General features: G+C 40.8%; 15 protein-coding genes and 1 tRNA gene. 12 read left to right on the top strand and 4 right to left on the bottom strand.

Going from position 1 to position 15,010, the window contains the following annotated elements:
- Positions 1–37: 37 nt before the first annotated feature.
- Positions 38–111: transfer RNA gene (locus ACKPCE_RS00050), tRNA-Thr, on the bottom strand.
- A gap of 347 nt (positions 112–458) precedes the next feature.
- Between ACKPCE_RS00050 and ACKPCE_RS00055 the strand changes: the two genes are divergently transcribed.
- The 5 genes from ACKPCE_RS00055 to ACKPCE_RS00075 are packed head-to-tail and all read left to right on the top strand — an operon-like array spanning position 459 to position 4,238.
- Positions 459–995 (top strand): DUF4199 domain-containing protein, encoded by a 537-nt coding sequence (locus tag ACKPCE_RS00055; protein ID WP_276993844.1) that lies wholly within the window; start codon positions 459–461, stop codon positions 993–995.
- 9 nt (positions 996–1,004) lie between these two features.
- Positions 1,005–1,958 carry a glycosyltransferase family 2 protein gene (locus tag ACKPCE_RS00060; protein ID WP_319503734.1) on the top strand — a complete coding sequence of 318 codons (954 nt, stop codon included), beginning with the start codon at positions 1,005–1,007 and terminating at the stop codon, positions 1,956–1,958.
- A gap of 32 nt (positions 1,959–1,990) precedes the next feature.
- The gene (locus tag ACKPCE_RS00065) at positions 1,991–2,473 is read left to right on the top strand and encodes a DUF6452 family protein (RefSeq protein WP_277639388.1); all 483 of its coding nucleotides are present in this window, start codon (positions 1,991–1,993) and stop codon (positions 2,471–2,473) included.
- Entirely contained in the window at positions 2,424–3,206 is a 783-nt protein-coding gene (locus ACKPCE_RS00070; RefSeq protein WP_319503735.1) for a DUF6048 family protein, read from the top strand. Before ACKPCE_RS00065 ends, ACKPCE_RS00070 begins: the two co-directional genes overlap by 50 nt.
- A 9-nt stretch (positions 3,207–3,215) precedes the next feature.
- Positions 3,216–4,238 (top strand): FAD:protein FMN transferase, encoded by a 1,023-nt coding sequence (locus tag ACKPCE_RS00075; protein WP_319503736.1) that lies wholly within the window; start codon positions 3,216–3,218, stop codon positions 4,236–4,238.
- A 1-nt stretch (position 4,239) separates the two neighbouring features.
- Here ACKPCE_RS00075 and ACKPCE_RS00080 read toward each other — a convergent pair whose 3' ends face one another.
- On the bottom strand, positions 4,240–4,611 hold the full coding sequence (locus tag ACKPCE_RS00080) for a DMT family protein (protein WP_024997696.1): 372 nt from the start codon (positions 4,609–4,611) through the stop codon (positions 4,240–4,242).
- Between the two features lie 16 nt (positions 4,612–4,627).
- A complete protein-coding gene (locus tag ACKPCE_RS00085) occupies positions 4,628–5,386 on the bottom strand; it encodes a PP-loop family protein (RefSeq protein WP_319503737.1) in 759 nt (252 codons plus the stop codon).
- Between the two features lie 136 nt (positions 5,387–5,522).
- Here ACKPCE_RS00085 and ACKPCE_RS00090 point away from each other — a divergent pair, with 136 nt between their 5' ends.
- From ACKPCE_RS00090 to ACKPCE_RS00105, 4 genes are read left to right on the top strand one after another with little or no spacing between them, the layout of a single operon-like run.
- Entirely contained in the window at positions 5,523–6,956 is a 1,434-nt protein-coding gene (locus ACKPCE_RS00090) for a hypothetical protein (protein WP_319503738.1), read from the top strand.
- A gap of 5 nt (positions 6,957–6,961) precedes the next feature.
- The gene (locus ACKPCE_RS00095) at positions 6,962–7,432 is read left to right on the top strand and encodes an NfeD family protein (RefSeq protein ID WP_024997698.1); all 471 of its coding nucleotides are present in this window, start codon (positions 6,962–6,964) and stop codon (positions 7,430–7,432) included.
- A gap of 21 nt (positions 7,433–7,453) precedes the next feature.
- Positions 7,454–8,449: a flotillin-like protein FloA gene (gene floA, locus ACKPCE_RS00100; RefSeq protein WP_276962173.1), complete on the top strand. Its 996-nt coding sequence runs from the start codon at positions 7,454–7,456 to the stop codon at positions 8,447–8,449.
- Between the two features lie 19 nt (positions 8,450–8,468).
- Positions 8,469–9,350, top strand: a complete 882-nt coding sequence (locus ACKPCE_RS00105; RefSeq protein ID WP_319503739.1) for a nucleoside phosphorylase — start codon at positions 8,469–8,471, stop codon at positions 9,348–9,350.
- A 21-nt stretch (positions 9,351–9,371) separates the two neighbouring features.
- Here ACKPCE_RS00105 and ACKPCE_RS00110 read toward each other — a convergent pair whose 3' ends face one another.
- Positions 9,372–11,276 carry an ATP-binding protein gene (locus ACKPCE_RS00110; protein WP_319503740.1) on the bottom strand — a complete coding sequence of 635 codons (1,905 nt, stop codon included), beginning with the start codon at positions 11,274–11,276 and terminating at the stop codon, positions 9,372–9,374.
- A 105-nt stretch (positions 11,277–11,381) separates the two neighbouring features.
- Between ACKPCE_RS00110 and mnmE the strand changes: the two genes are divergently transcribed.
- The 3 genes from mnmE (at position 11,382) to ACKPCE_RS00125 (ending at position 15,010) form a co-directional block, all read left to right on the top strand.
- Positions 11,382–12,779 carry a tRNA uridine-5-carboxymethylaminomethyl(34) synthesis GTPase MnmE gene (gene mnmE / locus ACKPCE_RS00115; RefSeq protein WP_319503741.1) on the top strand — a complete coding sequence of 466 codons (1,398 nt, stop codon included), beginning with the start codon at positions 11,382–11,384 and terminating at the stop codon, positions 12,777–12,779.
- Positions 12,780–13,070: 291 nt separating this feature from the next.
- Positions 13,071–13,817 carry a helix-turn-helix domain-containing protein gene (locus ACKPCE_RS00120; RefSeq protein WP_319503742.1) on the top strand — a complete coding sequence of 249 codons (747 nt, stop codon included), beginning with the start codon at positions 13,071–13,073 and terminating at the stop codon, positions 13,815–13,817.
- On the top strand, positions 13,814–15,010 hold the full coding sequence (locus tag ACKPCE_RS00125) for a site-specific integrase (protein WP_319503743.1): 1,197 nt from the start codon (positions 13,814–13,816) through the stop codon (positions 15,008–15,010). The genes ACKPCE_RS00120 and ACKPCE_RS00125 overlap by 4 nt, the downstream gene beginning before the upstream one ends.

The raw sequence follows: 15,010 nt of genomic DNA on the forward strand, positions 1-15,010 counted from the left end.
TAAAAAAAGCGTTTCTGTAGAAAGAAACGCTTTTTTGAGCCTCTTGTCGGATTCGAACCAACGACCCCGAGATTACAAATCACGTGCTCTGGCCAACTGAGCTAAAGAGGCAGGTGGGTAAGCTTACTATATCGCGCCGCTACAACCAACTACCTTTGCTGCGATCAAGCCCTGGAGGATTCGAAGGGAGCTGGCCGTATAGGACTTACCCGGGCGCAAAGGTAGGTATTTTTAGCAAACCTGCAATACCTTGCCTAAACTTTTTTGATAGGTAAATATGTAACTAGCTACCTATCAATCGATTAATATGCCAAACTATTTGCAAAAAAACAAAAATTAACCTGCAAAGCGTCAATCTTTTCCTTACCGGACCTATCTTTGCAATGAAACTTATACTTGTTTATGAACAGGTATTTCGTGGAAAGTACTAACTTTGTGCACAATTATAACAAAAAGAAATGGCAGAGAGCAGAAGTCACATACAAAAATACGCCATGCATTTTGGCACGTACATGGGAGTTTACTGGATCTTAAAATTCAGCCTATTCCCCTTGGGATTAACTATTCCATTCTTACTTTTCTTATTTCTGGGGCTAACCTTAGGTGTACCGTTCATGGGGTATTACTATACCCGAATTTATAGGAATAAAATATGCGGCGGAGAAATCAGCTTCGGCCATGCATGGATGTTTACCGTATTCATGTATATGTTTGCCGCATTACTCACAGCCGTAGCACATTATATTTATTTTCGTTTCATAGACCATGGCTATATAATTAATACTTATACAAACATTCTCAATGCGGCTACCCAAAACACTTTGCCGGGAATGGATTCCTATATAACACAAATCAAGGAGGCGATGAATGTAATCAAAGCATTCAGTCCCACTGACATTACCTTGCAACTCTTGTCGCAAAATGTTTTTTATTGCAGCATACTGGCCATACCCACTGCATTAATTGTAATGAAAAGAAAGAAAAACATAGAATAAATATAAATCATGGATATATCTGTTGTTATTCCATTATATAATGAAGAAGAATCACTTCCCGAACTTTATAGCTGGATCGAAAGAGTGATGAAAGCAAATAACTATTCATTTGAGGTCATTTTCGTCAATGACGGAAGTACTGATAATTCTTGGGAAGTAATAGAGCAACTTAAAGCTACATCGGGTGAAACCGTTAAAGGAATCAAGTTCCGCCGGAATTATGGTAAATCTCCGGCTTTGTACTGTGGGTTCAAGGAAGCTCAGGGGGAAGTCGTGATTACAATGGATGCAGACTTGCAAGACAGCCCCGACGAAATACCCGAATTATATCGTATGATTACCGAAGAAGGCTACGATCTGGTTTCCGGATGGAAACAAAAACGATATGATCCGCTCTCAAAAACTCTTCCCACTAAGTTGTTTAATGCCACGGCCCGTAAAGTATCGGGAATCAAGAACCTTCATGATTTTAACTGCGGACTGAAAGCTTACAGGAAAAAAGTTGTTAAGAACATCGAAGTATACGGTGAAATGCACCGTTACATACCCTATTTGGCCAAGAACGCTGGGTTTAAAAAAATAGGAGAAAGAATAGTGCAACATCAGGCTCGCAAATACGGAACCACTAAATTCGGTTTAAATCGTTTTGTGAATGGATATTTAGACCTCATATCATTGTGGTTCTTATCGCGATTTGGAATAAAGCCCATGCATTTTTTCGGTTTATTGGGCTCGTTGATGTTTTTGCTGGGATTCATCTCAGTCATTGCGGTAGGAGTTTCCAAATTGTATAATATGTACAACGGAATGCCGTACCGATTGGTCACCGAATCGCCCTATTTTTACTTATCGCTTACTGCTATGATTATTGGTACCCAACTATTTTTGGCCGGTTTTTTAGGCGAGTTGATCTCCAGAAATGCTCCGGAAAGAAATAACTACCAAATTGAAGAAATAGTATGATCGAATAGATCCTAACTAAACATGATCAAATAATGAAGAATCTGATTACAAAACGATTCATGTATACTTTGGCAACTACTTACGTTGTATTAAGTGTTGCTTCATGCGTGGAAGAAGAAAATTGTTCGCAATACGGCAGAGAAAGCCTCACTTGTAACGTTTATACACTGGAAGACAGCAAAGCTGTAAAAGACACTTTAGATTCACTCCATGTTACTGCATTGGGTACTGACTCAATCATACTGAACAGAGAAGCCAAAGTTCGAAGCTTTTCCCTGCCTTTGCGCTATACCAGTGACACAACCACCTTTGTGCTGAAGTACATCAACAACATAAAAGATACCATACGGGTTATCCACACCAACACCCCCAAGTTTATATCGATGGATTGTGGTTACCAAGTTAGCCAGGTTGTGGAAAAAGTAAGTTATACCAAGCATCAATTAGATTCAATATACATATCAGATGAAGAAGCCAATACTACAGGGACTGAGAATCTCAAACTTTTTTATTAGTCTGATTGTTCTTTTGCTATCGGCACAGCCTCTATTCAGCCAGATTCAACCGGCTAATAAGCGACCGGCCGGCAAGGCAGACAGCAAGAAGAAAGACGAAAACAAAGTTGTTTTTCCTCTCTATAACGGAGTATATGTAGGAGCCGATTTATTCGGTTTGGGCAATAGCCTATTGGGAGGAGACTTTATCAGTTCTGAAGTTAGCATAGACGTGAATCTTAAGAATAAATTCTTTCCGGTTGTAGAAGTAGGATATGGTAAAGCCAACAAATGGCAAGACGATGGAGGCATACACTACAAAAGCAGCGCTCCTTATTTTAGGGTGGGAATGAACTTCAACACCATGTATAAGAAGCAAAGAGAAAATCACCTTTTCGTGGGGTTTCGTTACGGTGCAAGCAGTTTTAATTATGATGTTGAAACAACTCCTTTGCAAGATCCCATTTGGCCGGGTCAAACCAGTAATCCGGATATTGTTGACGGCATTTGGGGCGGCAGTTTACCTTATCGGCGCACCGGACTTAAAGGCAGCATGCAATGGTTTGAACTGGTAGCCGGAGTACGTGTGCAGATATTCAAAGATTTTATGATGGGATGGACCGTCCGCAAAAAGTATAAGACCTCATCATCCATCAGTGAATACGCTAATCCCTGGTATGTACCCGGTTTTGGAAAATATGGAGATTCGCAAATGGGAATCACCTACTCACTTATTTATAAACTCCCGTTTTAAGATACAAGTATGAATACAAAGAATTCAAAAACAAAGCTTTTGTGGTTAATTCCACTGGTTTTGGGCACCATTTATATTATTCGCCGTGAGCAACAAACGCCCTATAACAGTATAGAAGGTCTTATTTTCGGCACCGTTTACCACGTTACTTATCAGTACGATGGCGACTTAAAGCCCGAGATAGAGAAAGCATTTAAAACTTTCGATGGGTCCTTGTCAACGTTCAACGACACCTCTGTTATATCTAAAATAAATCAGAACAAAGAAGTCGTACCCGATTCCTTTTTCTTAAACGTTTATAACCGTTCGATGGAAATATCAAAGGAAACAGATGGCGCATTCGATATAACCGTAGCTCCTTTGGTCAATGCCTGGGGATTTGGTTTTAAGAAAAACCAGCAAGTAGATAGTCTGACGATTGATAGCTTACTACAAATTACAGGCTACGAGAAAATATCACTTGCCCAAGGTAAGATTATAAAGAAAGATGCCCGTATTATGCTCGATTGCAGTGCCATTGCCAAAGGATATGCCAGTGATGTAATAGCAGGCGTACTGCAAAGACACGGTGTAAAAAACTTCATGGTAGAAATTGGAGGTGAAATAGTAGCCAGAGGACATAACCCGAAAAAGGAAGCTTGGCGCATCGGGGTAAACAAACCCGTTGACGACTCATTGTCTATGAACCAAGAACTGCAAACAATTCTTCAGCTCACCGATGTAGGTATGGCGACTTCAGGCAATTACCGCAATTTCTATTACAAAAATGGGAAAAAGTATGCCCACACCATTAACCCTAAAACAGGTTATCCGGTACAACACAATTTATTGTCGACCACAGTTGTGGCTAAAGACTGTATGACAGCCGATGCATTAGCGACCGCATTCATGGTTATGGGATTGGAAAAAGCCGAAGCATTTGCCAATGCACATCCTGAAATTGAGGCATACTTCATTTACAGTGATGAAAAAGGTAACTTTCAAAACTATTTCACCAAAGGGATGAAGAAGTATATTGCAGAGAAACAATAAACTACTTCATAAAAACGAAATAAACAGCCAAAATCAAACACAAGAATGCCGCCAGGTGATTCCAATGGAGTGATTCACCTTTGAATAAAAGAGTAGAGAACAGTGTGAACACAACCAGCGTAATCACCTCTTGAATCACCTTGAGCTGCATCAGTGTGAAAGGACCGCCATTGCCGTGGAAACCCATCCTGTTGGCAGGCACCTGCGCACAATATTCAAACAGAGCTATTCCCCATGAGAAAAGAATCACCATAATAAGCGGCCAGTTATCAATCAGTTTAGCATCTTGCAATTTCAGGTGCCCGTACCAGGCGAATGTCATAAATACATTGGAAACAATAAGTAACAAAATAGAATAAACTCCTTGAGACATCATATGGATTATATTTTTATAATATAGATTCTTTCATCGCGTCCGGCAACAAATCAGTCTGTATGTTTGTCATGCTCCCCCACAAACTATAACGAGCTTCCGGGTTCATACTTTCCAACTGCTTCAAAACCCCTTTCATGTCGCTCCTACTCGACCCTGATTCGTACGGACAATTCTTCACCTGTTTTTTGTAATTCCTAATCTCGGCCAGTTCCAGCAAATCGCTTTCATGAATAAGGCACATCGGGCGAATGATTGTCATATCGAATTTCCTCATAACCAGTTTAGGAGGCATCGTACTAAAAGCCCCCTGATAAGTCATATTCATTAACAGCGTTTCAAGTATATCATCCATGTGATGCCCTAACGCAATCTTGTTGCATCCGCTCTCCTTAGCTACTGCAAAGAGAGCTTTCCGACGATTCCATGAACATAAAAAACAGGGAGATTTTCGGGTATCCATAGTAGGGTCAAAGGATGTTTCAAATACAATTAACGGAACATCATAGGCGGCTGCATGGTTTCTGAGGTATTCCAAATCACTTTGATAAGGAATATTCTTCATCACAACATGTACCGCTATCACAGAAAACCGGGGTTTAAAAATGCGTGCCCTCTTCCCAAGAAGCTCAACCAACGCCAACGAATCTTTTCCACCCGATAGGCCAACCAGTATTTTGTCGCCATCCTCAATTAATCCGTATTGTATAACTCCTTTGCCAAACCGCTTATTGATACGGTTGATACATACATCTTCCTTTGTTAACTCTGCCATAAATTCAAAATTGGGTGCAAAAGTAAGCCAAAAGAATCATTTAAAGAAGAATTAACATAATAGAAATACAGGCAGGAAGTGTTATTTATAAAATATTTGTATTTTTGAACTTCTGAACATAAAGTTGAATATAATAATGAAGAAAAGAGGGATTATACTTTTTCTATTCTGTTGCATCGTTAGCTTTCTTTCGGCACAAACGCTTGAAGAAGCAAAAGCCATGTTTTTAAAAGGTGAATATACAAAATCGAAACCGGTATTCAAGAAATATTTTAAATCTCAGCCAGCCAATGCCAGTTACAATTATTGGTACGGAGTATGTTGTCTCAAAACAAATGAGCCCCGCGCAGCGATAAAGCCTCTGGAACTGGCCGTAAAAAAGAAAATACAGAATGCACCATTCTTCCTTGCCGAAACGTATAATACACTCTATCGGTTTGATGACGCAGTCATGCTGCTTGAAGAACAAATACAGGCCAATTCTAAGAAGAAACAACCGGTTGACGATCTGGAAAAGCTATTAGAAAAGACAAAAGTGAATGCCCGTATGCTAAAAGGAGTAGAAGAAGTTTGCATTATCGACAGTTTTGTTGTTGACAAACGGAATTTTCTGGCAACCTACAAATTAAGTGAAGAATCGGGAAAGCTATTTACCTACAATCAATTCTTCGGATCAGAAGGAAAGAACGTAGGAACGGTTTATGAAACTGAAATTGGGAACAAGATATATTACAGTGAACGCGGACGTAACAAAACATTAGACATTTTTACTAAAAACAAAATGCTCGATCAATGGGGAGAAGGAACTCCACTACCGGGAAGCATTAATGATAATGGAAATGCCAATTACCCATTTGTGCTGACCGATGGAATTACTATTTATTACGCATCCGACAATGAAAATTCAATGGGTGGGTATGATATCTTTGTAACTCGTTACAACACCGGGACAGACACCTTTTTGAATTCCGAAAACGTAGGCATGCCGTTTAACTCACCTTACAACGATTACATGTTTGCCGTTGACGAATACAATGACCTGGGTTGGTTTGCTTCCGATCGTTTTCAGCCTGCTGACAAAGTGTGCATTTACGTTTTCATCCCCAACACTTCCAAACAAACCTACAATTACGAAAGCATGGATCCGGAGCTGATAAAGAATATAGCCAGGCTTTCGTCCATCTCCCTGACTTGGAAAGATAAAAACGCAGTAAAAGAAGCCAAAGAAAGATTAGAAGCTGCTATCAGTCAGAAGCCAAGGGAAGAAAAGAACTATGATTTTGAGTTTATCGTTAACGATCAGATAACCTACCACAAAATTGACCAATTCCAATCTGAGCAAAGCAAAGAACTGTTCAGGGAATACCAACAGTTGTGCAAGGATTACCGCCAGCAAAGCAGTAAGCTGAGCAGCCAGCGTGACTGGTACGGAGATGCTTCAGCCGAAGATCAGAAAAAGATGTCGGCAGCCATACTCGATTTAGAAAAAAGAGTAGAGGAAATGTCACATCAATTAGATACGTTATCGACCCGCGTACGTAACGAAGAAATACAATACCTTAAAAAATAATGTCTATGGATATACTTATTATTATTGTGCTTATCATTGCAGCGATCGTCCTTTTCTTGGTTGAACTGTTTGTAATTCCGGGAATCAGTATTGCCGGCATATCGGCTTTGGCTTGTGTGGCTTATGCCAATTACCACGCCTTTACCTATTTGGGACAAACAGCCGGATTCATTACACTGTCCGTTTCCATACTGGCTTGCATCGGCTCATTGATTTGGTTTATGCGATCTAAAACACTCGACAAGTTGGCTCTGAAGAAAAACATCACCTACAAAGTCGACAAACTTGCAGCCTCTCGTGTCAGAGTGGGTGATCAAGGTGTATGCACCACCCGATTGGCTCTTATCGGCTATGCAGAAATAAATGGTGATATAATAGAAGTCAAATCAACCGACGGCTTTTTAGATGAAAAGACCCCTATCATCGTTGAACGCATTACCGACGGGGTCATTCTGGTCAAAGAAATTAAAAAATAATATTCACTAAATACTATTATTATGATAGACAGTACGTTTTTAACGATAATCTTCGTAGTCGGAGGCATTATCTTTCTCATTCTGTTTTTTCACTATGTGCCATTCTTCCTTTGGTTATCGGCCAAAGTATCCGGAGTAAACATTTCGCTGATACAGCTCTTTTTAATGCGTATCCGAAACGTTCCTCCCTACATCATCGTACCCGGTATGATTGAGGCACACAAAGCCGGACTTAGCAACATCACCCGTGATGAACTGGAAGCTCACTATCTGGCCGGTGGTCATGTAGAGAGAGTGGTGCATGCACTGGTATCGGCATCCAAAGCCAACATCGAATTGACTTTCCAGATGGCTACAGCCATTGACTTGGCAGGACGCGATGTGTTTGAAGCCGTACAAATGTCTGTTAACCCCAAAGTGATTGACACCCCTCCTGTTACTGCTGTTGCCAAAGACGGAATTCAGCTCATTGCTAAAGCCCGTGTTACCGTACGTGCCAATATCAGACAATTAGTAGGTGGCGCTGGCGAAGATACTATATTAGCTCGCGTTGGTGAAGGTATCGTATCTTCCATCGGTTCGTCTTTAAATCATAAAGCCGTGCTTGAAAACCCGGACTCAATCTCGAAACTAGTGTTACGAAAAGGGCTCGATGCCGGTACTGCTTTCGAAATACTATCCATTGATATTGCAGATATTGATATTGGTAAGAACATTGGTGCTGCTTTGCAAATAGACCAAGCCAATGCCGATAAAAACATTGCGCAAGCAAAAGCCGAAGAGCGCAGAGCCATGGCCGTAGCTACTGAACAAGAAATGAAAGCTAAAGCCCAGGAAGCACGAGCTAAAGTTATTGAAGCTGAAGCACAAGTACCACAAGCAATGGCCGAAGCATTCAGAAGCGGAAACCTGGGAATCATGGATTACTATCGTATGAAGAATATTGAAGCAGATACTTCTATGAGGGAAAATATAGCAAAACCATCTGCAAATCAAGGGAAACCCCTTGGCGAATAAATAAAAAGGACCTTTACTTATGACAAAAAAATATTTTGCTTCTTCAGAACTGATTATCAATGAAGACGGTTCCGTGTTTCACCTTCACGTGAAACCGGAACAGTTGGCCGACAAGGTCATCCTGGTGGGTGACCCCGGTAGGGTGTCATTGGTAGCCTCACATTTTGAAGAAAAAGAATGTGAGATTGAAAGCCGTGAGTTCAAAACCATTACCGGTACCTACAAAGGTAAACGAATTACCGTCGTATCAACGGGCATTGGTTGCGACAACATAGATATCGTGATGAACGAACTCGATGCGCTGGCTAATATTGACTTTACAACCCGCGAAGAAAAAGAAACGTTCCGCCAATTGGAACTCGTCAGAATAGGCACTTGTGGAGGGTTACAGCCCAACACACCCGTGGGCACTTTCATCTGCTCGGAGAAATCCATTGGTTTTGACGGGTTACTCAACTTCTATGCCGGTCGTAACGAAGCGTGTGATCTGGAATTTGAGAATGCTTTCTTAGCCCACATGGGGTGGAAAGGGAACCTCTGTGCTCCGGCTCCTTACGTGATTGACGCCAATCAGGAACTGATTAACCGTATAGATCACGGAGACATGGTGCGCGGTGTGACGATTGCAGCCGGAGGATTTTTCGGACCTCAGGGACGCGAATTACGCATTCCTCTTGCCGACCCCGACCAAAATCAAAAGATTGAAAACTTCACGTACAAAGGTTACAAGATAACCAACTTCGAGATGGAAAGTTCCGCATTGGCAGGGCTAAGCAAACTCATGGGACACAAAGCCATGACCGTATGCATGGTCATAGCCAACCGCCTCATCAAAGAAGCCAATACCGGTTATAAAAAGACCATCGATACATTAATTGAAACAGTGCTCAACCGAATTTAGGTTGAGCACACCTTTTTCATATTACAATAATCGAGAAAAGATAGAATTAAGCCTCACCAATGAATAAGGTTTTGCCATCACTTCATTGCAACCGGCAGCAAGCGCTTCCTTAAACAAAACATATTCAACCTTCTTAAACACGCCTACAATACGAACATTGGAAGATAATTGTCTCATTTTCCTAACAGCCTCCCAGCCTTGATTATCGGGTAACTCCATTGACATCAAAACTATCGCGGGATGCATTCGCACAAAACTTCTAACCGATTCGTCAGCGCTGCGAGCCCATGCTAGTCTCAAATCATTTGCGAGCATATCATGCAGCTCTAAAAAAGCCCTTTTATCAGGATCAACAATCAGTACAATTTTGCCTAAATCAGACAGTTGTTCTTTCATTAAATTAATAGATGTATCAGTGTAACCAAGTGATGCATCCCAAGGCAAATAAAAAGAGAAAGTACTTCCCTTACCTAATTCCGAATCAACCTCTATCCGACCACCTAAACGTTGTGCAATTCGTTTTGCAATTGGTAAGCCCAATCCAATCCCTTGAGAAAACTCATCCACCTTCTCAAACATCTCAAAGATCTTTTCCAACTTATCGGCCGGAATACCTTTACCTGTATCAGAAACAGATAACTTTATATTATCTTTTAAAGGAATCAAATTAATCAAAATATCACCCTTATCAGTATTCTTTATGGCGTTCGTAATAAAGTTATGCATTACCTGAGTCACCCTATTCAAATCAGTTTGCATCCATATTTCTTCATTGGGTGCACCAACAATCAGCTTCACATCGGGTTTCATCTTCACCACATAAAGTTCATACAAATCACGAATGAGATGAGTCATTTCAACCCGCTGAACATTCAAAGCCATTTCTGTCGCCTCAAATTGCGAGAAATCTATGATATCGCTTATTAACTTAAGAAACAAGTCTGAATTTGACCGGATTAAGCTAGCATAAGTATTCTTTTCCTCCGGCGAAAGATCATTCATTGTTATTAACTCTGAAAATCCCAAAATAGCATTGAGCGGAGTACGAATCTCATGACTTACAGATGCAAGAAAAGCCGTTTTAAGTTTTTCAGCCTCTTCTGCCTTCTTACGTGCTTCTTCCAATGCTTCTATCTGTTTCACTTTCTCTGTTATATCACGTATAATGACCAAAACCTCGTGGTCAGAGAAAGGAGAATACCGTGATTGAAAATGAAAGACGATATCATTAAAAGTCATTTTTAATTCCGACTCTTTTATTGTACCTGTACTCAGGCACTCATCAATAGCTGTCATTATTGCCGTTGCTGCTTCAGGTTCATAAAGTTCAGTGACGGTATGTCCTATCAATTCTTCCCGGGTATGAAAAAGATGAATGTGCTGTGAAGCGATCACGTCAACCGTTTTATACTTATTATCAAAAATAAAACCAAAGTCGGGGAACGCATCAATAATCTTTCGGCTATAAGATTCTATATATTGAGCCCGATTCTCCTCCTCTACCCGATTGGTTATATTTGTACGGTAACCAATGATTCGCGCAGCAGAACCTTCTTTACACTCAGGACAAGTAAACAGTGAATCTTCAAGCCACAAGGTTTGTTCATTCTTTCCAACCATTCGAAAGCGTACTTTGAGCATTTGCTCGGCACCGGACATGATTGAATGAAAAACATTTAGGTAATTGACCACATCATTGGGATGTATAGAATGAATAAAACCTTCGTATGTATCATATTGAATGCCGATCTCTTCAATACCCAGGTTTTTGAAAAAGTCATCAGAAAACCCTATACATCTAGTGCTTCCGTCATAAAACCACATGGCTACCTTATGGGCACCAAGAATAGAAATGATTTTGCGGCAGTTTCTCTTAACTACTTCGCTATCGCCTTCGGTCGACAAGAAATTAAATTCTGCATCCATACCCGTTTTCTATATAAGGTTAACAACTAGAAAACACGCTCTTTCATACGAGTTCCTCAAATATAACAAAAAAAGCGTATATTTGTATACTCAAAAACAAAAAAAATGAATCAAGATACCATTTGTGCCATTTCTACAGCTCAGGGAGGTGCCATCGGATGCATCCGCCTATCGGGAACGGAAGCCATTTGTATGGCCGAAAGCATTTTCACTCCGGCAACACCCGGCAAGAAGTTTTCCGAACAAAAGCCTTACACACTCACCTTCGGTCAAATAAAAGACGGTGAGGAAGTAATTGACGAAGTACTGGTGAGCCTCTTCAAAGGTCCCCATTCATATACAGGCGAAGATTCCGTTGAAATCTCCTGCCACGGGTCTGCTTATATTCTTCAGCAAGTGATGCAACTACTCATCCGCAACGGATGCAGATTGGCGCAACCCGGCGAATATACTCAACGAGCTTTCTTAAATGGCAAGATGGATTTGAGTCAGGCCGAAGCCGTGGCCGATCTTATTGCATCTTCTTCTGCCGCCACCCACCGACTGGCCATGAGTCAGATGCGCGGAGGCTTTAGCAAAGAACTCACCACTTTGCGTGAACAACTCCTCCACTTCACCTCGCTCATCGAACTGGAGCTCGACTTCAGCGAAGAAGACGTGGAGTTTGCTAACAGAGACCAACTGATGCAGCTCGCCACACACATTCGGGAGGTCATCACACGCCTTGTCGACAGCTTTAGTGTGGGCAATGCCATCAAAAATGGTGTGCCGGTAGCCATCATCGGCGAGACGAATGCCGGTAAATCCACCCTGCTCAACGTGCTGCTTAACGAAGACAGAGCAATCGTTAGCGACATTCACGGCACCACAAGAGATGTGATTGAAGACACCACCAATTTAGGAGGCATCACCTTCCGTTTCATTGACACAGCCGGTATCCGTGAAACATCAGACACCATTGAGTCATTGGGCATTGAGCGTACTTTTCAAAAGCTTGACCAGGCAGAGATAGTGCTTTGGATGATTGATGCATCGGATGCATTAAAACAGATAGAGCAACTCTCGTCGCAGATTATTCCGCGATGTGCGGACAAACGATTGATCCTGGTACTAAACAAAACCGATCTCATCAGCGTAGGGCAGCAAAAAGAGCTTGAAGAAAAACTAAATGGCTTAATCACAGAAAACATTCATCACCTCTTTATCTCAGCACGCCACAAGCAACATACCGATGCTTTGCAACAACTACTCATATCAGCCGCGCAGCTCCCCACGGTAACACAGAATGACGTAATTGTTACCAACGTACGTCATTACGAAGCATTGAAACACTCACTTGAGTCGATCGAACGTGTTCAGGAAGGTTTGTCAACCGGCATTTCGGGTGATTTCCTTTCGCAGGATATTCGTGAATGTATTTTCCATTTAAGCGACATTGTGGGCGAAGTAACCAATGACATGGTACTTCAAAACATCTTTCATCATTTTTGCATCGGAAAGTAACCTACCATAAACAAACAATCAGCATTTCAGTATAAACCGTTATAATACGCCCTATTATAGCGGTTTTTCTTTTATCAGATATTTATCAGTTCTTTGCTTTATTATTCGTTTATTTATCATATATTTGTACCACATACGTACCACACAAACAAATAGAGAATACTTGTACCACATTTGATATGAGAAAGTCTCCTATTTGGACTAAAATAAATTGAAATAAAAGCTCCGTTTTGGACTAACATAGACTAAGATGGACTAACATGGACTAAAAGAGAGCGAATACATCCAAATATGCGAGCGAAAGAACCAATAAAGAAGCTATGTGAGTATTGCGGAAAGGAATTTCAGGCAAGCAGACAAGACACGCTCTATTGTTCCCATGACTGCAACCGGAAAGCATACCGAGAAGCAAAGCGTAAAGAGGTTATTGCTCTTACCGAAACATTGGTATCAAAGAAGAAGATAGAGCAGGCAGTCGTAGACTTATCAGATCGTGAGTATTTAAGCATTTCGGAAGCTGCAAAAGTATTAGGGTGGTGTAAACAGTCGGTTTATAACTATTGCCACAAAGGAATCATTCCGGCAAAGAGAATATCACAACGCACCACCTTGATACGCAAAAAAGACATTGAATCACTCTTTGATGCGATAGAACCCTACGAAGTACTAACTACTGGAGAGCGTAAACCTATTGAAAGCTGGTACACATTGGACGATATTACAGAGAAGTACGGACTACTTCGCCACCGAATAAGAAAGATTGTCAATGCCGAAGAAATCCCCACCAAGAAAGACGGCACACGAACACTGATTGCAAAAGGTAAGATAGATGCTTATTTTAAAAAGAAAGGTTTCGACGGATCATTAAATAATCTTGCTGACTGGCTAACAATATCCGGTGTCATGGAAGAGTACGAAATGACAGAACAAGGCGTTTACGTCTTCGTTTCCCGGTACTCCATCCCGAAGAAAAGAGTAAACGGAAAGCTCTATTATAGCAAACAGCATATTGATAAACTAAAGAATAAAGGACAATGAGAAAGTCAAGAACCACTAAAGTAACCCTACGTTTTCGGATGCTGGGTACAGGAAAAGAAACGCTCTACCTTGACTATTACCCCGGAGTTGAAAATCCAAAGACGGGTGAGTTAATGCGAAGGGAGTATTTAGGGCTGTATGTCGTTCCTCTAAAGAAACGCACCGGAGAACCTCAAACCAACAAAGACGGTTCATACAAATACAGTGAAGTTGATGAAGAAACAATCAGATATGCAGAACTAATCAGGAACAACCGGCAAAATGAGTTAAGTAAAGCAGAAATATATACAGAAGCAGAAAGCGAATTATTAAAAGCGAAAGAACGAAGTAAAGGAGATTTCATAAGTTACTTTCGGGACTTAGGACGTGATAAACAAGGTTCTAATTACAATAATTGGATGAGTACTTTGAAATATTTGCAAAGCTACACAATGATATCCGACAATACAAAAACAAAGCGGTTCTGTGACATCGATTTGCTTTGGTGTGAACGTTTCCGAGATTACCTCTTAAATGCAAAGACATATCGAAGCAAGGAGACTACTTTGTCCAATAACACAGCAGCTTCTTATTTCATCAAATTTAAAATTGCAATAAAGGCTGCTTATAAGTATGGCTACCTATCCAAAGATATTAATGCTGATCTAAAGAGTATCAAACAAAAAGAAACACACAGGGAATTCTTAAGCCTTGATGAACTTAGAAAACTAGTGGAAACTCCATGCACTAACCTAGTACTGAAACGGGCAGCTCTATTTTCGGCTCTAACCGGCCTAAGACATTCAGACATACGAAAAATGAAATGGAGTGAGATTACAGAAACTAACGGTAAGTACACCTTGAAATATATCATCCAAAAGACAAGTAAATACGATGAGTTGCCAATATCCGAACAAGCTATACAACTTTGTGGAGAAAGAGGCAATCCAGAGAATCTTATATTTGATGGACTAGTTTATTCCGCTTATACTAACAAGGCTTTGGCCCAATGGCTGGGAGCAGCAGGCATCACAAGGAACGTGACATTTCATTGTTTCCGACACACGTTCGCAACTTTACAGCTTGCAAGCGGTACACAAATAACAACTATACAAAAGATGTTAGGGCATAAGAATATAGGCACTACTATGGTGTATGCTAAGACACTAGAGGAGGCTAAAAGAGAAGCAATAGAAAAGATAAAAATACTATAA

Origin of the sequence: Bacteroides graminisolvens (assembly GCF_963666085.1) — a bacterium.
GTDB lineage: Bacteria > Bacteroidota > Bacteroidia > Bacteroidales > Bacteroidaceae > Bacteroides > Bacteroides graminisolvens.

Coding starts and splice junctions, on each gene's coding strand:
- floA (WP_276962173.1), top strand. CDS start 7,454: ATGATAGACAGTACGTTTTTAACGATAATCTTCGTAGTCGGAGGCATT.
- ACKPCE_RS00055 (WP_276993844.1), top strand. CDS start 459: ATGGCAGAGAGCAGAAGTCACATACAAAAATACGCCATGCATTTTGGC.
- ACKPCE_RS00070 (WP_319503735.1), top strand. CDS start 2,424: ATGAAGAAGCCAATACTACAGGGACTGAGAATCTCAAACTTTTTTATT.
- ACKPCE_RS00110 (WP_319503740.1), bottom strand. CDS start 11,276: ATGGATGCAGAATTTAATTTCTTGTCGACCGAAGGCGATAGCGAAGTA.
- ACKPCE_RS00085 (WP_319503737.1), bottom strand. CDS start 5,386: ATGGCAGAGTTAACAAAGGAAGATGTATGTATCAACCGTATCAATAAG.
- ACKPCE_RS00090 (WP_319503738.1), top strand. CDS start 5,523: ATGAAGAAAAGAGGGATTATACTTTTTCTATTCTGTTGCATCGTTAGC.
- ACKPCE_RS00095 (WP_024997698.1), top strand. CDS start 6,962: ATGGATATACTTATTATTATTGTGCTTATCATTGCAGCGATCGTCCTT.
- mnmE (WP_319503741.1), top strand. CDS start 11,382: ATGAATCAAGATACCATTTGTGCCATTTCTACAGCTCAGGGAGGTGCC.
- ACKPCE_RS00075 (WP_319503736.1), top strand. CDS start 3,216: ATGAATACAAAGAATTCAAAAACAAAGCTTTTGTGGTTAATTCCACTG.
- ACKPCE_RS00105 (WP_319503739.1), top strand. CDS start 8,469: ATGACAAAAAAATATTTTGCTTCTTCAGAACTGATTATCAATGAAGAC.
- ACKPCE_RS00125 (WP_319503743.1), top strand. CDS start 13,814: ATGAGAAAGTCAAGAACCACTAAAGTAACCCTACGTTTTCGGATGCTG.
- ACKPCE_RS00060 (WP_319503734.1), top strand. CDS start 1,005: ATGGATATATCTGTTGTTATTCCATTATATAATGAAGAAGAATCACTT.
- ACKPCE_RS00065 (WP_277639388.1), top strand. CDS start 1,991: ATGAAGAATCTGATTACAAAACGATTCATGTATACTTTGGCAACTACT.
- ACKPCE_RS00080 (WP_024997696.1), bottom strand. CDS start 4,611: ATGTCTCAAGGAGTTTATTCTATTTTGTTACTTATTGTTTCCAATGTA.
- ACKPCE_RS00120 (WP_319503742.1), top strand. CDS start 13,071: ATGCGAGCGAAAGAACCAATAAAGAAGCTATGTGAGTATTGCGGAAAG.